This is a genomic window from Algimonas ampicilliniresistens (assembly GCF_030159955.1).
GTDB classification, from domain to species: Bacteria; Pseudomonadota; Alphaproteobacteria; order Caulobacterales; family Maricaulaceae; genus Litorimonas; species Litorimonas ampicilliniresistens.
Map to the genome: position 1 here is coordinate 1,034,676 of NZ_BSNK01000002.1, position 19,658 is coordinate 1,054,333.

General features: G+C 55.8%; 16 protein-coding genes. 15 read left to right on the top strand and 1 reads right to left on the bottom strand.

Going from position 1 to position 19,658, the window contains the following annotated elements; translation table 11 throughout:
* Positions 1-1,815, bottom strand: a complete 1,815-nt coding sequence (gene glmS / locus QQL54_RS12830; RefSeq protein ID WP_284391386.1) for a glutamine--fructose-6-phosphate transaminase (isomerizing) — start codon at positions 1,813-1,815, stop codon at positions 1-3.
* 159 nt (positions 1,816-1,974) lie between these two features.
* Between glmS and QQL54_RS12835 the strand changes: the two genes are divergently transcribed.
* The 15 genes from QQL54_RS12835 (at position 1,975) to QQL54_RS12905 (ending at position 19,655) form a co-directional block, all read left to right on the top strand.
* On the top strand, positions 1,975-2,982 hold the full coding sequence (locus QQL54_RS12835) for an NAD-dependent epimerase/dehydratase family protein (protein WP_284391389.1): 1,008 nt from the start codon (positions 1,975-1,977) through the stop codon (positions 2,980-2,982).
* A 402-nt stretch (positions 2,983-3,384) separates the two neighbouring features.
* Positions 3,385-4,245, top strand: coding sequence for a hypothetical protein (locus QQL54_RS12840; RefSeq protein WP_284391392.1), 861 nt, complete (start codon positions 3,385-3,387; stop codon positions 4,243-4,245).
* A 46-nt stretch (positions 4,246-4,291) separates the two neighbouring features.
* A complete protein-coding gene (locus QQL54_RS12845; protein WP_284391394.1) occupies positions 4,292-6,439 on the top strand; it encodes a hypothetical protein in 2,148 nt (715 codons plus the stop codon).
* 102 nt (positions 6,440-6,541) lie between these two features.
* Complete coding sequence (locus QQL54_RS12850; protein ID WP_284391397.1) at positions 6,542-8,143, top strand: SGNH/GDSL hydrolase family protein; 1,602 nt, start codon at positions 6,542-6,544, stop codon at positions 8,141-8,143.
* A 186-nt stretch (positions 8,144-8,329) separates the two neighbouring features.
* Positions 8,330-9,928 carry an amino acid adenylation domain-containing protein gene (locus tag QQL54_RS12855; protein WP_284391400.1) on the top strand — a complete coding sequence of 533 codons (1,599 nt, stop codon included), beginning with the start codon at positions 8,330-8,332 and terminating at the stop codon, positions 9,926-9,928.
* Between the two features lie 182 nt (positions 9,929-10,110).
* Positions 10,111-10,350, top strand: coding sequence for an acyl carrier protein (locus QQL54_RS12860; RefSeq protein WP_284391403.1), 240 nt, complete (start codon positions 10,111-10,113; stop codon positions 10,348-10,350).
* Between the two features lie 36 nt (positions 10,351-10,386).
* Positions 10,387-10,968, top strand: a complete 582-nt coding sequence (locus QQL54_RS12865) for a GNAT family N-acetyltransferase (protein ID WP_284391406.1) — start codon at positions 10,387-10,389, stop codon at positions 10,966-10,968.
* A gap of 41 nt (positions 10,969-11,009) precedes the next feature.
* Positions 11,010-12,206 carry an MBOAT family O-acyltransferase gene (locus tag QQL54_RS12870; protein WP_284391410.1) on the top strand — a complete coding sequence of 399 codons (1,197 nt, stop codon included), beginning with the start codon at positions 11,010-11,012 and terminating at the stop codon, positions 12,204-12,206.
* Positions 12,199-12,327 carry a hypothetical protein gene (locus QQL54_RS12875; protein WP_284391416.1) on the top strand — a complete coding sequence of 43 codons (129 nt, stop codon included), beginning with the start codon at positions 12,199-12,201 and terminating at the stop codon, positions 12,325-12,327. Before QQL54_RS12870 ends, QQL54_RS12875 begins: the two co-directional genes overlap by 8 nt.
* A 6-nt stretch (positions 12,328-12,333) precedes the next feature.
* On the top strand, positions 12,334-13,344 hold the full coding sequence (locus QQL54_RS12880; protein ID WP_284391418.1) for an SGNH/GDSL hydrolase family protein: 1,011 nt from the start codon (positions 12,334-12,336) through the stop codon (positions 13,342-13,344).
* Between the two features lie 201 nt (positions 13,345-13,545).
* A complete protein-coding gene (locus QQL54_RS12885; protein WP_284391421.1) occupies positions 13,546-14,508 on the top strand; it encodes a Gfo/Idh/MocA family protein in 963 nt (320 codons plus the stop codon).
* A gap of 104 nt (positions 14,509-14,612) precedes the next feature.
* Positions 14,613-15,731, top strand: a complete 1,119-nt coding sequence (locus QQL54_RS12890) for a DegT/DnrJ/EryC1/StrS family aminotransferase (protein WP_284391424.1) — start codon at positions 14,613-14,615, stop codon at positions 15,729-15,731.
* Between the two features lie 21 nt (positions 15,732-15,752).
* A complete protein-coding gene (asnB, locus tag QQL54_RS12895; protein WP_284391427.1) occupies positions 15,753-17,687 on the top strand; it encodes an asparagine synthase (glutamine-hydrolyzing) in 1,935 nt (644 codons plus the stop codon).
* A gap of 67 nt (positions 17,688-17,754) precedes the next feature.
* A complete protein-coding gene (locus QQL54_RS12900) occupies positions 17,755-18,702 on the top strand; it encodes an NAD-dependent epimerase/dehydratase family protein (RefSeq protein WP_284391428.1) in 948 nt (315 codons plus the stop codon).
* Positions 18,702-19,655: an NAD-dependent epimerase/dehydratase family protein gene (locus tag QQL54_RS12905; protein WP_284391431.1), complete on the top strand. Its 954-nt coding sequence runs from the start codon at positions 18,702-18,704 to the stop codon at positions 19,653-19,655. Before QQL54_RS12900 ends, QQL54_RS12905 begins: the two co-directional genes overlap by 1 nt.
* Positions 19,656-19,658: the final 3 nt, after the last annotated feature.

Sequence of the window (19,658 nt, forward strand, 5' to 3'; positions counted from 1 at the left end):
CTATTCAACAGTAACGGATTTTGCCAGATTACGGGGCTGGTCGACGTCGGTGCCAAGCTCCACGGCTGTGTAATAAGCGAGAAGTTGCTGGCCGATGGCCTGAACGATCGGCGCGGTTAGTGGCGTGGCTTCTGGTAGTACGACGATGTCGTCGGATAGCGATTTTGCCGCGGCTGCCCCTTTAGGGTCAGTGAACAAAATGACGCGTGCGCCACGCGCGGCGACTTCCTGCAAGTTGGACACGGTTTTTTCGTATAGCGCATCATCTGGCGCAATCACGATCACGGGCGTTCCGTCTTCAATCAGCGCGATGGGGCCGTGCTTTAGCTCGCCCGCCGCGTAACCTTCAGCATGGATGTAGGAAATTTCCTTGAGCTTGAGCGCCCCTTCCAAGGCAATTGGGACCATGGCTCCGCGTCCCAAGAAGAACGCTGAACGCGCGGTAACGAGGCCTTTGGCCGTTTTGGCAATTATCGTGTCAGAGGATAGCGCTTCGGTAACGCGCTGCGGCAATGATGCGAGATCGCGACAATGGGTGGCGGCGGCATTGTCATCGATACGCCCAGTCTGGAAAGCCGCGCCAACGGCCAGAGCCGCCAAAGCACAGGTTTGCGAGGTGAAGGCTTTGGTCGAGGCAACGCCGATCTCGGGTCCGGCCTTGATCGGCATAGCAATATCGGCTTCGCGTGCCATCGTTGAGGTCATGACATTGACCAGAGCGGCCGTTGTTAGCCCGTGCTGTTTTGCATAGCGCAGAGCCGCAAGCGTATCCGCCGTTTCGCCAGATTGCGATACCACGATCATCAGGCTTTTTGGGCTCAAGACGGGATCACGGTAGCGGAATTCTGAAGCGATATCGATATCGACTGGAATGGCGGCAATTTGCTCGAACATATATTTTGCGACCATGCCGGCAATGAAGGCTGTGCCGCAGGCGACGATAATGACACGGTCAATTTCGCTGAAATCAAGGCCGTCAGGCATATCGACCCGCATTTCGCTTAGATCAAGATAGTGGGACAAGGTCCGGGCGAGTGTTTCAGGCTGCTCATAGATTTCCTTGAGCATGAAGTGCGCATATTCGCCCTTATTCGCGACTTCGTCCACGCCTTTAACGTCGGTGACAGGGCGGTCGACGGGCGCGTTAGTCTTGTCAAAGATTTCGACTCCGTCGCGCTTTAAAATGGCCCAATCGCCTTCTTCCAAATAGATCAGTCGGCTCGTCAATGGCGCCAGCGCCATGGCGTCGGAGCCGAGATACATTTCTCCGTCACCAAGGCCGATAGCGAGTGGTGAGCCGTGACGGGCGCAGAAGATTTCGTCATCCGCACCTTTGATCAAGACACCCAGTGCGTAGGCCCCGCGGAATTGTGCCAGCGCAGCGGCAAAGGCCTCGCGCGGAGACTGCCCGTTTTTGAGGGCTTCATCGATCAGATGAGCGGCGACTTCAGTGTCCGTGTCAGATTCATAATTTCTCGGGGGAAGGGCCTCGCGAATATCGGCATAATTCTCGATAATCCCGTTGTGAACGAGCGCCACGCGACCCGCATGGTGCGGATGGGCGTTAGTCTCTGTAGGCGCACCATGGGTGGCCCACCGTGTATGGGCTATGCCGGAATGACCGTCGATAGGATCGTCATTGAGGCAGGCCTCAAGATTAGCAATCTTACCCCTTGCGCGGCGTCGATGGACGGTATCGTCATTGATGACGGCAATACCGGCACTATCATAGCCGCGATATTCCAGACGTTTCAGGCCCGAGACCAAACGATCCGAGACGGGTGCACGTCCAATGATGCCGACAATGCCGCACATTCTGCCTACCTAGGGTTTTGCAAATTTTTGCCTAGGTCGCGCCTAACAGTGGAAGTGAGATGCGACAAATGGATTATTCTGCGGGGTGAGGGGATCGGACAAGCCTCGCGCATCACCCGAGTGCTTGACAGCTTAACTTATGATCACCACTCGCGCCTTATGAAAACCCTGATCACAGGCACAGCAGGCTTTATCGGCCAGAATTTGGCATTGCGGTTGCTTCGCGATGGCCACGATGTTTGCGGTATCGACTCGATCACACCTTATTACGATGTGTCGCTAAAACATGACCGGCTGGCCCAGCTGACGCCGTTTGAAAGCTTCACCACGCACCAGATTGCATTAGAAGATTTCGATGCGATGTCGGCGGTCTTTGCCGACTTCAAACCGGACCGGGTTGTCCACCTCGCCGCGCAGGCGGGCGTGCGCTATTCGCTCGAAAATCCCCGCGCCTATGTCGATACGAATGTGACCGGCAGTTTCAACGTGATCGAATTAAGTCGTGAACATGCGGTAGAGCATTTGGTCCTAGCGTCGACCAGTTCTGCTTATGGCGCGAACGATCAATATCCCTTTGTTGAGACCGATAAGGCCAGCTTCCCCCTGACCATTTACGCGGCGACCAAACAGGCATCTGAACTCATCGCGCACAGCCATAGCCATCTTCACAATTTGCCGACCACTGTGCTCCGTTTCTTCACAGTTTATGGACCTTGGGGGCGTCCTGACATGGCGTTTTTCCTGTTTACAAAGGCGATGTTTGAAGGTCGTCCGATCAAGGTTTTTAATGAAGGTCGAATGGCGCGCGACTTCACTTATGTCGACGATCTGACGCGCTCAATTGAGCTTTTGCTGGACTGTGCACCGGTTCGTGGAGCGCCCGTTTCGGACCGCGATTCACTGTCCCCGGTGGCGCCCTATCGGCTTGTGAATATCGGAAATGCAGACCCGGTTCCGCTGATGGACTTCATCGCAGAAATCGAACGCGCGGTCGGGGTAACGGCCGAAAAAGAGCTGCTGCCGATGCAGCCAGGGGACGTGACGAAGACTTATGCCGACTCTGATTTACTAGAGGTTTTGACAGGGTATCGTCCGTCCACATCGGTCCGTGACGGTGTCCAAGCCTTTGTCGACTGGTACCGCGATTACTACCAGGCCGGGACTTAGCGGACCCGTCACGAGGGCTAAAAGCGAGGGCCTCAGTCTTAGAGGGACACCGCACGGCGCTGTCGATCCAACTTGGTATTGGCGCTGTATTGATGCGACTTAGCGAATTCTCGATTCGGAGCTGCAGGCGACTTTGCGAAGGTGGCGTGCATGAGTATAAGCAGGAGCGATGCACCTATGACGGTATTCCGCTGAGGCGATTTCGATAGGTGAAGCTTATGTCGTGCAAAAAATTACCCACTGCACTGCGACGACTCTCGTGACCGATATTGTAGTATCGCCTTTTTTTATGCCGGAACTGAGACCTTCGCAAACGTGGCGCTTGGTGCTTGGTGCTTGGGCTACGGAAACTGAGTGCGGTAGCAACAACTCGACATCACTAAACACGGGCACACATATATTGTGACAGACCTTAGCGACTTTGAGCGTGCCGCCAACGATGCCTTGCTAATACGGCTCATATCGGCCGAGACGGACATTGAAGCCGCTGCGACGGATTTGGAGCGGACAACCATTCTGCGCGAATGGGTCTATGCCAACACGAATTTTGCCCTGCATACATACCAGACCTTCAACATTGTCAAAGACTGGCACAAGCTCGTCCACCCCAGAGACGGGACGGTCTCTGTCGGCGCTCATATAGGTGCGCATATCCGTAATGAAGTCGGCGATATGTGCGGCCATATCGCGTGGGTTCTGCAACGGGTTTACGAGCTATGGGGTTATGAGGCGGGCATAGGGGACTGGAGTGTTCCGGGCTTGGTCAGTCACACCTATACGGTTGTGAAAATCAAGAGCGAAAGTGAATGGGTCTGGCAAATTCAGGACTCAACCTATGATTTTGCCATCCTGCAGAACGACAGGCCAATCGACATCATTAAGGTGCTCGCCGAGTTGTGTGCTGGGCAAGCCGACGCTCTCACAGTGAAAACCGGATCGAGCCATCGGTCGCGGAAAGTCCTGCTACACCCTGAAGAGATCGACAATGTGAGCGAGAACCCTAATTTCTACGTCTCCAGCACGCCAAAACATGCTGGCGACACACTGCTGGTGTTCGAATCGGGGGAGAAGTGGGCCGATATCAGTCAGGGCGATTTGGGCCGTCAGATCGGCAAATACATCGCCGATAGTTTCGGCTTGCCAGCTGACGCGATTTACGCGATGATTCTGTTCGAGACTATGCCGACCGAGGAAATAACCTCCTTGGCGGGCGAAATGCTCCGCCTGCTATTTGAAAAAACCGGTTACAAATCACCCACTTAAATTTTATTTTTTCTGCGGCGACCAGACAGGCAAACGGAGCGCGACATTGACCAAACGTATTGGCATCCTACTCGGCGGGTTTGTCATCGTTGCAACGGCGTTCTGTGCAGTCTTGTGGTCAGTTCTATGGTTGGACAATCAGTCGAAAGGCGCAGAGGCTCGTGTTTTCATCGACACAATATCCGAGGAGCCTAGGGCGCTGCTGGCCGAGGTCGCCGATTTACAGACGATATTGGAGCTCTACAATCCCAACTCGACCCTAATCGATAATACGCGCTTTGCGCTGTTCGATATCGAGATGACGGCGACCACACCGTTCAGATATATTGTCTGGGCCGGATATACTCGGTATGACGAGGCCGGTGAGATTACGGCTGTGCGTGATAGTCACTACCAGCTTCTGACCACGCGGCAGCCCGAACCCGGTAGCGATCCCCATGAGCTCTACCGCGAGCTCTATTCCAACGTCCTGCAACTCCCTGATGTCGAGACTTTCACCATTTCGCTCGGCGTCAACCAGTCTAAACGGGACAATAAAGCAAAGTTCATGCAGGACATTGGCCTGCGCGACGTCAAAGTCTTCGGTAAGGACGTCGACCGGCAATTCGTTCCGACACAAACCGGACACGCCCTTACCCGCACCCCGATCACTTTGAACGGCAAGCAGGTCGGCGAACGCCATGCTGTGGAGTTTCCCGCTCTCGCTCGGCCGCGCGCCGACATTGTGAATCGTGGCTTTTTGCACGAGATTGCCGACGTGAAGAGCATTACCCTAGTCTCCCGCGATCATAGCTTAAAACCATTAGCCCAAGGGGAGCGATATTTTTTAGGCACTATGGCCCCACAAGCCTTCGGGCTGACACTGAATAGCGGCGAGACGCGCGTCGTGTCGTTTACAGGGGCGGACGGGGTTCAGATGGAGTTTGGCGCTGACGGTAAGCTTCGGCTGACGGTATATAGCTACAATCTTCGCGAACGAACGACGCGAGGATCAGATAGTAGCCCTGATGAAAACGGAACACGCGAACATGTCAATCATGGCGTTACGAGCTCACTCCCTTCTTCAAATGTTGTCATGCAAATTGTCACGAGTGACACGATCGCATTCCCGACTTTGCAGCCAAGCGGCTACTTAGCGAGCTTCGCGATTACAGAGCACGCCGACTATAATGGAATCGAGCAAGATAATCTGGTTATGTATGGCAATCTTGAAGGTCGGTATGAGGCCGGATCTGGCTTCATCGGTCACGGTGTCCCCGTCACTAAAACCATGTTCCCGACTGGGAACGACGCCGAACTCAGCATTGCAAATTCTGAGACGGGCGAAACTTTTATGATCCGCCAGTCCAATGTTGAGGATCATGACGACTACCGCCAGCAGCTATTGGAATATGCTCAATACGGTACGGTTGACATAGGGCTGCATTGCGGTGGTCTGATGCGAAAGCAGGGTAAGACAACCGAAGGCATCACGGAAGTCGTGACGGATATGACGCGGATGTTTGGTTCAAACATTTGGGTCGATCACGGAGGGCGCGAATGCTTGTGGGAGTCGGGTTGGGATCCAGATTCTGTCGCCTATGTTTTACCCGCGCTAAAGTCTAACGACTTTCGGTTTTTGAATGTCCGCGATGACAAGTTTGGGAGCAAGCTCACTCTCGTAGAGGACGGTCAACCGGGTAATATTCTGTTTCGTGCGCCGGGGTTCGACGATGATGTGAGCGATGATTGGGTGCCCTATCACTTTACCACCAGCGATTTTGTCCCCTCCGCCCAGACGTTCTCAGCAGAGTTTTTAGACTCCATGATCGCGGAACGATCGTTTCAGAACATTCACGCCTATCTGCCTATTTCAACCCTAACGGTGCGCGATGGCATGCTGGTAAAGCACGATTGGTTCGAACCCGGATTGGCTGAGTTAGCGGATCGGCGGGATCGGGGTGACATCTTTTTGGCGACCGTAGAAGACTTGCTGGACCATGTGCTTTTCGTGCGTGCGCTGGAAGTCCACGCGGTCGGTGACACCCTCCACGTGGCGGGCGCGGACGCGCAGACGCTACGTGAGCGTCAACCCACCATCGCCTTAATTCCATTCGGCGAAGCTGTTTTGGTCAGCCAGCCAGCCCTCATTCCGGACATGCCGTTTGCCTCTCGCGAGGATGCGGGCGTGACTTATCTCTATCCAGAACAATGACTGGTCTCGTCTCTATGGAATTGGTAAGATAAAGAGCGGTATGGGGAACCGGCCGCGGTTTGCTACGACTTAAAAACGATTTTCAAACTTCTAGGCCCTTCGATGAAATACCGATTGATCGCATGCCTCGCATTGCTTCTCGCCGCGTGCGGGGGCGGGGGCGGGGGCGGGGACCAAGCAAGCGTTCCGATTGCAGGGAGCGGCGAAACCGTCAGCGCTGCAGACTTCGAGCTATCAAATGCCAACCGCGTCGTCTCCAGTCTGTCCAGCGACGATCTGCGCGTGCTCGTTAATGTCGAGGAGCTGGGCAACCGTTTCGCCGACCTTGGCAACGACGCGAAGATCGGGCTGATGAAAGAATGGCTGGGCGAAGAACTCAATCTCGTCATCGCGCGCGGCGAGCAGAACCTGCTTAAGACGGTCGAGCTGGCCGTCGTCTCGGTCGAGGACATGAACGAATACGGTAGTTCGGATGAGCCATTCGAACTGATCGCGTTGATCAACCTGGTGCCGGACGGCGACCAGTTGGTCGTCCAGACGGCCGAGTCTAACCTGCGCGCGCTGGAGCCAGCTTTGCGCGCAATTACCTTGTCATTGGAGTCAGAGGATGGCGGGGTTATCAAAGACGCCGATTTCCTGACCAATTATGTCGATACCTACTATCTGGTTGAAGGGCAGCCGCAGCAATTCTTCTTCGAAAGCTTGGTTCTTTCCGAGGCGGTCGATCACAATTACTACATTGTCGATCAGCGCAACCTTCCCTTCAAGACCACAGCCCGCAACCGTTATGTTGAGCTGTTCCCGCAGGCCGGCGATGCGGGCACCTATTCCATGCGGATCAACATGTATACGAGCGAGAACGAGTATATCGGCCGCCATGCCGTCAACCTAATCGTGTCTCCGCCGACCTGCGAAGTTCAGACGGATCTGAACGCGCTAACCATCGGCCACAGTGTCTCGACGTCTTGGCCTGTCCTGTTCGCCGATCGGATGCGTAATCTGGAAACGGTCGACCTGACGATGAACGGCACGCAGGAATTCGTTTGGCGGCTGCCAGGGACAGATGAGAGTATCTATGAAGGTGTGTTCACGGAATCGAGCTCGGCCTTCAATCTATACAATATCCTGCGCACGGGTGAAAATCCGCCCGGATACGATCCAGTCGCGTCAAAGCAGCATGTTCGCAGCCCGTTCGTATTCAAGAACGAGGCCGGAGACTTCGCCGTCGATATGGCGCGCTACAAGCGTGACGTTCTGGGCGGAAAAGATATCGATCTAGTTATCATTAATCTGGGCGACAATGACGCGTGGGGCGCGAACCTGGAAACTTGGGAAACGCGTATGGAGCGGGTCCGCAATGATGCCAATACATTGATCGACCACGTTAAGGAGCTCGGGCCCGATGTCGTCGTGGGCTATATGATGCCACTTAATTACAGTCATAACCAAAATAATTGGAAGCTCGATTACAAAGGTCGATACGACTATTGGGAACAGAAGCAGAAGCGTCATATGTTTATCAAGACCATCCGGGCTTTGGAGGCAGAACGGGGCGACTTCTCGGTCATTCCAACTGATTTCTCGCTCGATGGCGCCAACGATTACCCGAACTTTAGCGCGCTGCATCCGCCGACGGATCCGACACGCGACTATGTCGAACAACTCGTCGCCTGGTCCCTGCACCATGGTTGTGCGCCGCAGTAAGGCCGTATTACTGCCTCTTACTGGTAATGTGCGGGGTTCGGTCTATGAGCCCGATGAAAGTGTCTGAGTCGGTTAGCCATGAATCGCTTGCGCGCTGCGGGAAGCGCGTTGCCGGGCGTATGTGCCTTTCATTGGGGAACGGAAGTGCTAAAGAGTAACGAAACCGCACCAGATTAGCGCCTAACCATGACACAGTTTGAAACTCTAAACGAGGCTGCAGACAATCTGTGCCTTCGTATCCATTCGGTTGCCCAACGTCACGGTAAGCTTGATGCGCTCTGGGTAAAGGGCAAGACGCTCAGCTATGCGGAGCTCCACTCTCGTGCGTGTGCAATCGCCAATGCATTACGGTCCCACGGAATTAAAGAGGGTGATAGGGTAGCTCTGTTTTCCCACCGCACAGAGATGCTCTACATCTCCGTTTTAGGCGTACTCTACGCCGGAGCGACCTATGTCGCGATGAACCCGCGCTATCCCGCAGCGCGCAACCGTATGATCTTGGAGCTCTCAGGAGCGCGGGGCTTGATAATCGCCGAAGCACTACTGTCCGATGCGCCGGATTTGACGGACGGCCTGAACGACCTGCGTGTCGTAATCGCGCCAGAATCTGAGACGGGTCGCGGACTTGGTTCGCTGACCACTATTGGCAAGGAGGGTCTGACCGAAACAGATAGGCCTGCGTTGCACGATGTAGACTCAGATAGCCTCGCCTACATTATGTTCACGTCAGGCAGCACGGGCAAACCCAAAGGCGTGCCGATCAGCCACGGCAATGTTATCGACTACGTCACCAATGTGGTTGCGTTGGGCGGGCCCGTTGAACCAGGAGAAAAGGTCATTCAGCTTGCCGACGTAACGTTCGACATTTCTGTCCACGACATGTTTTACGCTTGGACGCAGGGCGCTTCGATAATCTCTATTCCGGAAAATTCCGGCCTTATGGCCACGCGTTTTGTCGAGGAGCACGGCATCACCCATTGGTTCTCGGTCCCGTCTACGGCAAGACTGCTAGGTGAGGCGGGCGTGCTGAAACCTGGCAGCCTTTCTACCATTCGATGCTCGTTCTTCTGCGGAGAACCGCTTATTGCATCCGTCGCAACGCGCTGGCGCGAAGCGGTCGGCGACGAACCGGTCTACAATCTCTACGGCCCGACCGAGGGCACAGTGGCAATTTCAGGCCGCCGTTTCAGGACTGAGGATTTCGATCCGCACGAAGTCGTGTCACTCGGCACAGTATTTGGTGACAATCGGATGGAGCTGTTCGATCCGGAAACCAACGCCGCTCTTACCGACCCGTCCGCTATTGGTGAAATCTGCCTTTCAGGTGCCCAGATTACGCCGGGCTATTGGCGCAACGACGGGCTCAATGCGCAGCGATTCTTCACCGACGATTGCGGTCGACGTTGGTACAAGACTGGCGATCTTGGTCTTCTGACGGATGATAAGGGTCTCGTCTTTTCGGGACGGGTTGATCATCAGGTCAAGATCCGAGGATACCGGGTTGAGCTATCGGAGATCGAGGGCGTGATCCGGGAGTCGACTGGCGCGGGTTCCGTCGCGGTGCTGCCATGGCCGTTATCCAGCGACGGCGCGCCGCTAGGTTGCGTCGCCTTTCTGCCGATGGCAGAATCGGACGTGCTACGCGCGAGTATCCGCAAGGCCTGCGACGAAAAACTGCCCGACTATATGAGGCCATCAGAGGTTTATTTCTTGGACGAGTTGCCCCGCAATGCCAATGGTAAGACCGACTACAAGGCGTTGGAAAAGAGCCCGCTTCTTTTCTAAACTATGCAAGCTGTAATCCTGCGCAGCCTATGGCTGTGCTTGTGGCCAGATAAAGCTTATGCCATAGAAAGCGCTCTATTTTCCTTGGGTCGGCGAAGGGACGTGGCAGTCCCTTTATTGCACCGAACCTCTTTGAAGACCGCGCATTGGGCCGCTCTCGTCCCTTATCTAGGATAATTCGCATGACCACTCTCTCCAAGATCGAGAGCATTTTCCGCGACACTTTCGAGGACGACACGCTCGTCATCACGCACGCGACCAAAGCCGACGATATCGATGAGTGGGATTCACTGACTCATGTCGGGCTGATTTTGACCATTGAGGCGGCTTTTGAGACGCGCTTCAATACGACCGAGATCGCCAGCTTGCAGAATGTCGGCGACCTCGTAACACTTCTGGAAAATCGGGGGGCGGCGGCCTGATTGCATAGGGTTCCAACCTTGCAGGGGGCACAAGTTATGTTGATACCAGCTCGGCAACATCTGGACACGGCTGCCTGTGCCGAGCGGATTTATCAGTCACTCGACAGGTTCTACGACCGTCTGCCTCTCACACATAACCAGCTAATCGAAATTCTCGGCTTAGAACTTTCCGAGGACGGAACCGAAGTGGAGCACAGCTACGTCATTGGTAATAAAACTACTGACGCATTCGCTTCGGTCTATCCTCTTGACGAGCTCAAGGCCCGCCAGATGGGCAGCACTTTTCATCTAATGCGCGCGACGCCTGTGTCAGAGCAAAAGGCCATGCGCGCAGAATTGAGTGCACACCAAAAACGCGTTCAATCCGATGTGCAAGATTCCGACGTACCCACGACCTATCTCGCCCGCATCGCAGTTGCCAAGGATCGGCGGGGGCAAGGTCTCGGCAGGGCGATTTTGCAGGGGATGCGTAACGAAGGGCTCATCGAAGGTGCGATGGCGCTGCACGTCGCGGCGGACAACACGCCCGCGATCGGTTTCTACCGTAAGCTCGGCCTAGAATTCGTAGGTGAAAGCGACAAGCCATTCCGGCTGATGGTGGGCACTCTTGTTCTCTAGTGCCCCAAGGCCGAAACGTGGAGTCGTAAGGTTTGCCTGATTTGGCCTTTATACCTGATCCCATCAATGTCGCCTCGTTCGAGTTCGCGCTGATCGTGCTGGTCGTGCTGCTCATCCGTCTGGTGGGCGGTGAGCGGACCTTGCCTTACACGCTTGCCGCGACGGGCCTTTTTATGGCCGCGACATGGATCGACATGAAGGCACTGATGGTGCTGATCGCAGCCCTCGTGCCGCACTATTTTATTATACGTTATTTCTGGGGGCAGCCGGAGCGGGCGCGGGGTCACGTGCTGACCGCCGCAATCCTTTGGCAGATCGCTGTGCTGACCTCGACCAAGATCACGGGTCTCAGCGTGCAGTGGGGCATATATGGCGTGATTGGTCTGTCTTACATGACCTTCCGCCAGATAGGCCTATTGCTGTCAGCGGCACGCCAGAGCGCGCCTTTCCGGTCTATCGATTGGCTGTCATTCATGCTCAACCCGTTCACCCTCGTGGCCGGGCCAATCCAGTCCTGGGGCGAGCATGTCGACCAATATACCGATACGAAGTCGCAAACGCGCCAAAGTCGGATCACGGCTGCGCATCTCATCGCGACAGGTCTGATCAAAATTACCGTGCTGGCACCGATCTTCGCTGGGCAAGACGATTTTGCCAAACTGGCGACAGCTAACGCCGACGCGCTTGACTGGTTCATCAGCTATTTCAGCTACTATATTTTCCTCTATCTCGACTTCTCCGGCTATGTCGACGTGGTCATGGGGTGCGGAATTTTGTGCGGCTACAAATTGCCTGAGAACTTCAATAGACCTTATCTATCGACCAATTTCCAAGACTTCTGGAACCGCTGGCACATGACTTTAGGTGTCTGGTTTCAAGCCCATGTCTTCACACCCATGCTGGTTACACTTCAGCGGTCGCGCCGTTTCAAGAGCACGCACACCTCAATCGTGCTGGCCTTGGTGGCGGTCTTCCTTCTGATCGGTGTCTGGCATGGGATTGCGTGGAACTACGCGCTGTTCGGGGTCATTCATGCATTGGGCGTTGTTGGAACTTATATGCTAGGACGCAGGCGTTTGAAGCTCAAGAAGGCGGGTAAGCTACGCGAGCTCTCTGATGGCATGGCCAAGCTCTCTTTTGGCGTGCGGTTGGTCGCCTTTCAGATCTTCGTCGCAGGGACGTTCGTCTTGCTGAACAACGATGTTTCCACTGTATGGGAGGCCTTAATCCGTGGCTGAAGCTGAGACGACACCAACCTCTGCCAGCGCGCTTTCGCTGCTCTGGCTCGCCGTGAAGATCCTGATTATAGTCGTTCTGGGTAGCACGGAAGGTATCATTCCTGTTTATCAGGGATTCTAACCGGTCATGGCATCACGATTTCTCGGATATGCAGGCGTCGCAGCCACCGTTTTGGTGGGGTTGCTGGCGGCGGAATGGGCCGTGCGGCTAGACAGCACATCGTCCTATGTCGCCTTTCGCCCAGCGGAGATGACGAGCGAGGATATTCTGAGTGCCAAGCTGAACGCATTGTCTGATCAGAGCGGTCCAACGGCGGTGCTGGTCGGCGATTCAGTTGCCTACGGTGGGATCATGGCCGATCACGGCTATGATGACTGGCGCGAGCGCGATCTGTCCGTCGCGATCAATGCAGAGCTAGAGATTGCGGGTGAGGAATTACGGGTCGCGAACTTCGCCACGAACGGGCTGACCCCTGCTGACACGGTACAGGTCGTGGAGCGGTCGCTGAAGGCCGGTGCAGATGCGGTTATTATCGTAGTGGGTTTGCGAGGTTTCTCAAACTCGCTCAATGAGCCAGACGCTCGCTATACCTATAGTTGGGGACGCCCCTTAATGGGTCGCGAGGTCTCCCGCCAGGCCAACTCCGTCTGGTGGACTAAACCTACAACGGAATTCTTGCTCTCCGCCGCTCTCGACGGCCCACTCAAAGATGTGTTGACGCGGTTGCGCGCGTCCGACCAGACCGAAGGTCCAGTTCTCGGCACAATCCAGCTTCTGCAAGTCAAACGACGCCTAGCCGAACTTTCTTTCGATCCGGAGCAGTCCTTCCAGGCTGAGGCCTTTTCCCGGACGCTGTCTCTGGCAGAGGCGGCTTCCGTTCCCGTCGTGGTGGTCTACGCGACTGAGAACGAGCGGGTGCGCCCATCTTTTATTGATGATGCGCCCTTGGCGGCAGCCCGCGACTCATTGGAAGCGCTGATTGACGATAGCCGGCCCCAGATCACCTATCTGGGTCCTAATCCCGCGCTCTCGGCAGACCTTTATGTCGATCACATGCATCCCACGCCCGATGGCTACAGCGTCATGGCGAAAACTGTGGCGCCAGCTCTCATCAAAACGCTGCGTCGCGGGTCGTGATGTCTTTGACTGTCGTCAGGTCTCCTTGAACGTCTGTCTTAGAGAAATTAATGCCCTAAAACATTGTAAATGCTAATTAGTGGTCGTGTTTTCAATTGTTGAAATTTATGACGCATACTCGTATGTCGCCTATGATTTCGGTTCTATCGAGGCGCTTCGAGACCCGCATGAGCGCGGACTTTTTTCTATAATTTGGTGAATATGATGAGCACTCCCATAGTGGCTGTTTTTGGCTGCGGCCATTGGGGCAAAAATTTAGCCCGAAATTTCGCCGAGCTCGGCGCACTGCGCGCCGTCGTTGACCCTAATCCGGAAACAGCCGCCAAGCATGCGAGCATGCACGGCGTCACCGCGATGACAAAAGACGAGGCGCTGGCCTCGGACATTGACGGTGTCGTGATCGCGGCCCCGGCCGAGTATCACGCTGCACTCGCGCTGGAAGCCGCCGCTGCTAGCAAGCATGTTTATGTTGAGAAGCCGATCGCCCTGACCGAGGCTGATGCGCTATCCATGATCGAAGCGACTAAGAAGGCGGACCGCATCCTGATGGTCGGCCACCTTTTGCAATATCACCCGGTTTTCGTTGCCCTCCGAGACATGGTTCGCGCCGGCGGACTTGGCAAGCTGCGCTACGCCTACAGCCACCGCCTTTCGACTGGAAAATTTCGGGTTGAAGAAGATGCATTCTGGAGCCTGGCTCCGCACGATGTTTCCATGCTCCTCGCTTTGTTTGACGAAGCGCCCAGCCATGTCAGGCAAAGCGGTCTGGATTTCGTGACAGATGGAATCGCGGACGAGACTCGGCTCGACATGGTGTTCCCATCAGGCGGACGTGCGCACGTCTTCGCGTCTTGGCTGCACCCGTTCAAGGAACAGCGTCTCGTTGTTGTTGGCGAAGATGCCATGGCTGTCTTTGACGACGTCAAACCGTGGGAAGAGAAGCTCGCGCTTTACAAGCACGTGATCGACACATCCGGCCCTGTGCCCGTACCCCACAAGGCTGACGTCGAATATGTCGACGTGCCCCAGGGTGAGCCGCTCAAGTCCGAATGTCAGCATTTCCTCGATTGCATTGCGAACGGCACCACGCCTTTCACTGACGGCGAGGAAGCCCTGCGCGTGCTGCGTGTCATGGCTGCCGAAAAGCTCCCAAAACCGATCTAGCTCAGAAATACCGCGCTGAAACGGACGGTCACGCAGTGTGCGCTGCCAAAGCGCGCCAAACACGATAACCGACCGCGCGATCACATACACGGAAAGCCAATTTCATGCAGTTTATCGACCTTCATGCCCAGCAGGACCGCCTGCGCACCGAAATCGAGGGCGGCATTGCCGATGTGCTGAAATCTGGGCGCTATATTCTTGGCCCGCAAGTGGCGGAATTCGAAACTAATCTGGCCATGTTCGGCGATGCCCAATTCGCGACCGGCTGCGCCAACGGCACGGACGCCATTCTGCTGCCGCTGCTGGCTTGGGGTGTCGGTCCGGGCGACGCGGTGTTCTGTCCGTCTTTCACCTATTGCGCGACGGCAGAAGTGGTTGCCCTCGCAGGCGCGACGCCGGTCTTTATCGACATCGACCGCGACACCTACAATATGGATGTGAACAGCCTGAAACAGGCCATTGCCGATGTGAAGGCAAAAGGCGAGCTGAATCCCAAAGCCGTCATCGCCGTCGATTTGTTTGGGCAAAGCGCCGATTATGATGCGCTGAACCCGGTCGTGCGCGAACACGGCATGAAATTCATTTCCGACTCCGCGCAGGGCTTCGGAACGACGCTGAACGGTAAACACCCGCTGCACTGGGCGGATGTGCAAACCACCAGCTTTTTCCCGGCCAAACCGCTCGGCTGTTACGGCGATGGCGGCGCGATCACGACCAATGATGAGGAATTGTGCAAAGCCCTCGACAGCCTGCGTGTGCACGGCAAGGGCACCGACAAATACGATAATGTCCGCATCGGCATGAACTCACGTCTGGACACGATACAAGCCGCGATCCTGCTGCCGAAACTGGCCGTATTCGCCGACGAGATCGAAAAGCGCAATGTCGTTGCGACCCGCTACACCGAGGGCTTGGCGGGCGTTGCCGACCGCATTCCGACCGTCATGGACGGTGTGGTCTCGACTTGGGCGCAATATACGATCGAAGTGCCGGACCCATTCGCCTTCGCCGACGCGCTGAAAGCCGAAGGCATTCCAACGGCGCGCTACTATCCGAAGCCGGTTCACATGCAGACCGCCTATGAACATTATCCCGTCGCGGGCAATGGCCTGCCTAATACGATGGACTGCATCGACAATATCATCAGCTTGCCTATGCACCCCTACTTGTCCGAAGAGGATCAGGCGAAGGTGATCGCCGCGGCCAAGTCGGCGCTGGCCTAAGGCCGGAAGAAGGGGCGCGACATGTGTGGAATCGTCGGAGCCACAAGCCTGAACCGGGATCCTATCCCGAATATTGACAAGCGCTTGTCGGCGATGAGTCAGCTTATCGAGCACCGCGGCCCGGACGGTCACGGCCAATGGAAATCTGACGGAGACGTGACGGGTCTGGCGCATCGCCGCCTGACCATCATCGATCTGAGCGAGTCCGGCGCGCAGCCCATGCACGGACCGAACGGCACACACATCTGCTATAATGGCGAGAGTTATAATTATATCGAGTTGCGCGAGACCCTGAAGGACGGTTGGACCTTTCGCGGCACGTCCGACACAGAAGTGCTACTCGCAGCCTATGCCAAACATGGCCGCAACCTGCCAAGCCAGCTGCGCGGCATGTTCGCCTTCGCAATCTGGGACGAAAACAATCAGTCGCTCTTCTGTGCGCGCGACCGGTTCGGCATCAAGCCGTTCTACTACACGATCCAGGACGGTGTGTTCTACTTTGCGTCCGAACCCAAAGCGCTGCTGCCCATGCTGCCGACCATTGATATGGACCGGCAGGGCTTCTCCGAATATCTCACCTTCCAGTATCCGATTTCCGAGCGCACCCTGTTCAAGGGAGTCCACCAGCTCATGCCGGGTCAGCAGCTGGTGATCGAAAAGGGCGAGATGAAAATCTCGACCTATTGGGACGTTAAATATGAACACGACCATTCGCTAACATTGGAACAGTGCAAGACCCGCGTGCGCGAACTGATCGCGGATTCGGTCAATATCCATATGCGCGCCGACGTGCCGATCGGCTCCTATTTGTCGGGCGGAGTGGACAGCTCGCTCATCGCGATCCTCGCGAACGAATTTTCGCCGGAGAATAATCAGTCCTTCCACGGGCGCTTCGTCGATTTTCCGGGGTATGAGAATGACCCCTACGCCTATGATGAAAGCCGCTACGCGCATGAGGTCGCCGATAAGATCGGTAATGACCTGCATGTCATCGACATCAAGGCCGAAGACTTTATCAATCACATTGGCGATGTGGTAAAGCATCTCGACCACCCGGTCGCGGGTATCGGTTCCTTCCCGCAATATATGGTATCCAAGCTCGCGTCCGAGCATGTGAAGGTCGTGCTGGGCGGACAGGGCGGAGACGAAATTTTCGGCGGCTATGCCCGTTACATGGTCGGTTATCTGGAGCAGCTTATCTCCGGCGCGCTGGACGGCAATCTCGACAATGGTGATTACGGCGTCAGCTTTGAGAGCGTCATTCCGAACCTGACCATTCTCAAGAAATACCGCCCGCTGCTCAAGACGTTCTGGAAAGAGGGGCTGTGGGAGAGCGCGGATCAACGTTTCTTCCGCCTTATCGACCGCTCTACCGATCTCTCTGATGAGATCGTCGAGGGCGCGGTGGATCACGAGCATGTCGCCAAGGTCTATTCGGACGTTTATAATGACCGTTCCGTTATTGGCGAAACCGACTATCTGAACGGCATGTCGCGCTTCGATTTCAAGCGTCTGCTGCCGGCTCTATTGCAGGTCGAAGATCGGATGAGCATGGCGCACGGGTTGGAATCTCGCGTGCCGTTCCTTGATCACCCGCTGATCGAATTCGCCGCGACGATCCCGCCGGCGCTGAAATATCCGGGCGGACGGCTGAAGGAACTACTGCGCACCAGCTATGAGGACAAGCTTCCGACATCGCTGTTCCAGCGCGAAGACAAGATGGGTTTCCCCGTCCCGTTGACGCAGTGGTATGGCGGGGAAGTCGGAGACTTCATCCGCGACACGTTCCATTCGGACCGGGCACGCCAGCGTGCCTTCCTGAATTCCGACAAGGCGATGGAAAACTTCAGCTCCGACAGCACATATTCGCGCAAGACCTGGGGGCTACTGAACCTTGAACTGTGGCACCAGACCTTCTACGATCGTGCGCACGAGTACCGGGCGATGATTGCCTAGGACACATATCTATTCACATCACTGACACGCTTTCGATCCATCGGAACGAAGAAAAGGGAACGAACCCATGAAAGCTTTCATCACAGGCGGCGCAGGCCAAGTCGGTTCACACGTCGCGGAAATGATGCTTGAGCGCGGCGACACGGTCGTCGCCATCGACAACTTCGCCACCGGACGCCCTGAGCACTTGCCCGAAGAATCTGATAAATTCACTTTCGTGAATGGCGACATCGCCGACAAGGACCTGATTAACACGCTCATTGGCGACCTCAAGCCCGACGTGATTGTGCACACGGCGGCGGCCTATGCCGACCCGGATGACTGGTACACCGATACACAGACCAACACGGTCGGTGGTGCCAATCTTGTTAAGGCGGCCAAAGAGCATGAAGTTGGGCGCTTCATCTATTTCCAGACTGCGCTCTGCTACGGGACAGACCCGCAGGAGTCTCCGATTACGCTGAACCATCCTAAAAACCCAGCCAACTCTTCCTACGCCATCTCCAAGACAGCGGCCGAGGACTATCTGGAATATTCCGGCATCAACTATGTGACCTTCCGCCTCGCCAACGTCATCGGCCCGCGCAACGTCGCTGGTCCGCTGCCAATTTTTTACGGCCGTTTGAAGGATGGCAAAAAGTGCTTCGTCACACCCGCACGTCGCGACTTTGTGTATGTCGGTGATCTGGCCCGCAATGTCGTCCGTGCTGCCGACGGCGTCGGTTCCGGTGCCTATCACTTCTCGTCTGGCACCGATATTCCGATCATCGAGCTTTACGACGCCGTGGTCGAAGCCATGCAACTCAACGAATATCCCGAACCCGATCAGTTGCCTCTTGGTCCAGACGACGCGGCGTCCATCCTGCTGGATCCGTCGCGTACCTATGCCGATTTCGGTGAAATCGAGTTCACGCCCCTCAAGGAGTTCGTCAAGAAAGCTGTCGATTATTACCGCGAGCATGGGACACTGGGTGAGTACACCCACCTGAAACTTGAAGGCGCGGACAAGCAATAATGACCATGCGTCTACTCATCACGGGTGGGGCGGGATGCCTCGGTGCGAATATCATTGATCACGTGATTGAACGTGACGGCGTCGAAGCGATCGCCGTCATCGACAACTTCGCAACGGGTTACCGCGAAAGCCTGCCAGCGGACCATAAGAAGCTGACGGTCGTCGAAGGTGACGTTGCCAATAAGGCAGCCGTGGACGCGCTGTTTGCTGATTTTCGTCCGACCCACGTCATCAATTCGGCTGCCGCGTATAAGGATCCTGACGACTGGACGGAAGATGCGCGGACCAATTATCTCGGCTCGATCAACGTCGCCAAGGCATGTGCCGACCATGATGTGAAGCGGCTGGTAAACTTTCAGACGTCGCTGACCTATGGCCGTCCGCAGACCGTGCCAATCCCGAACAACGCGCCTAGCGCACCGTTCACATCTTACGGCGTATCCAAGACAGCCGGCGAAGATGCGATGCTGTCCCTGTTCCCGAACACGGCCAGCCTGCGCCTGTCCAACGTGACAGGACCGCGATTGTCTATCGGTCCGATCCCGACGTTCTACACCCGTCTGAAAGCGGGTAAGTCCTGCTTCTGCTCAGACACCTATCGTGATTTCATGGATATGAGCGACTTCCTCGACTTTCTTGATCTTGCTCTGGTGGAAGGGGGTCCGACCGGTACGTTCAATGTCGGCACGGGCGAAAGTAAATCGATCAAGGACGTGTTCGATCAGGCGGTCGAATATCTCGGCATCACGCTAGATGAACCCGTGCCCGTAGTCCCGGCTGGCGACGACGATGTGCGCGAAATGGTACTAGACGCGTCCGAGACCGAAAGTGCCTTCGATTGGTCTCCCAAAGTTTCTTTTGAAGACACGATTCGTCGCATGTATGAATGGTACGACAAGAACGGCGTCACGGCGATTTTCAGCCATGTCAAAACGCCCGATAGCGTCAGGTAGGCT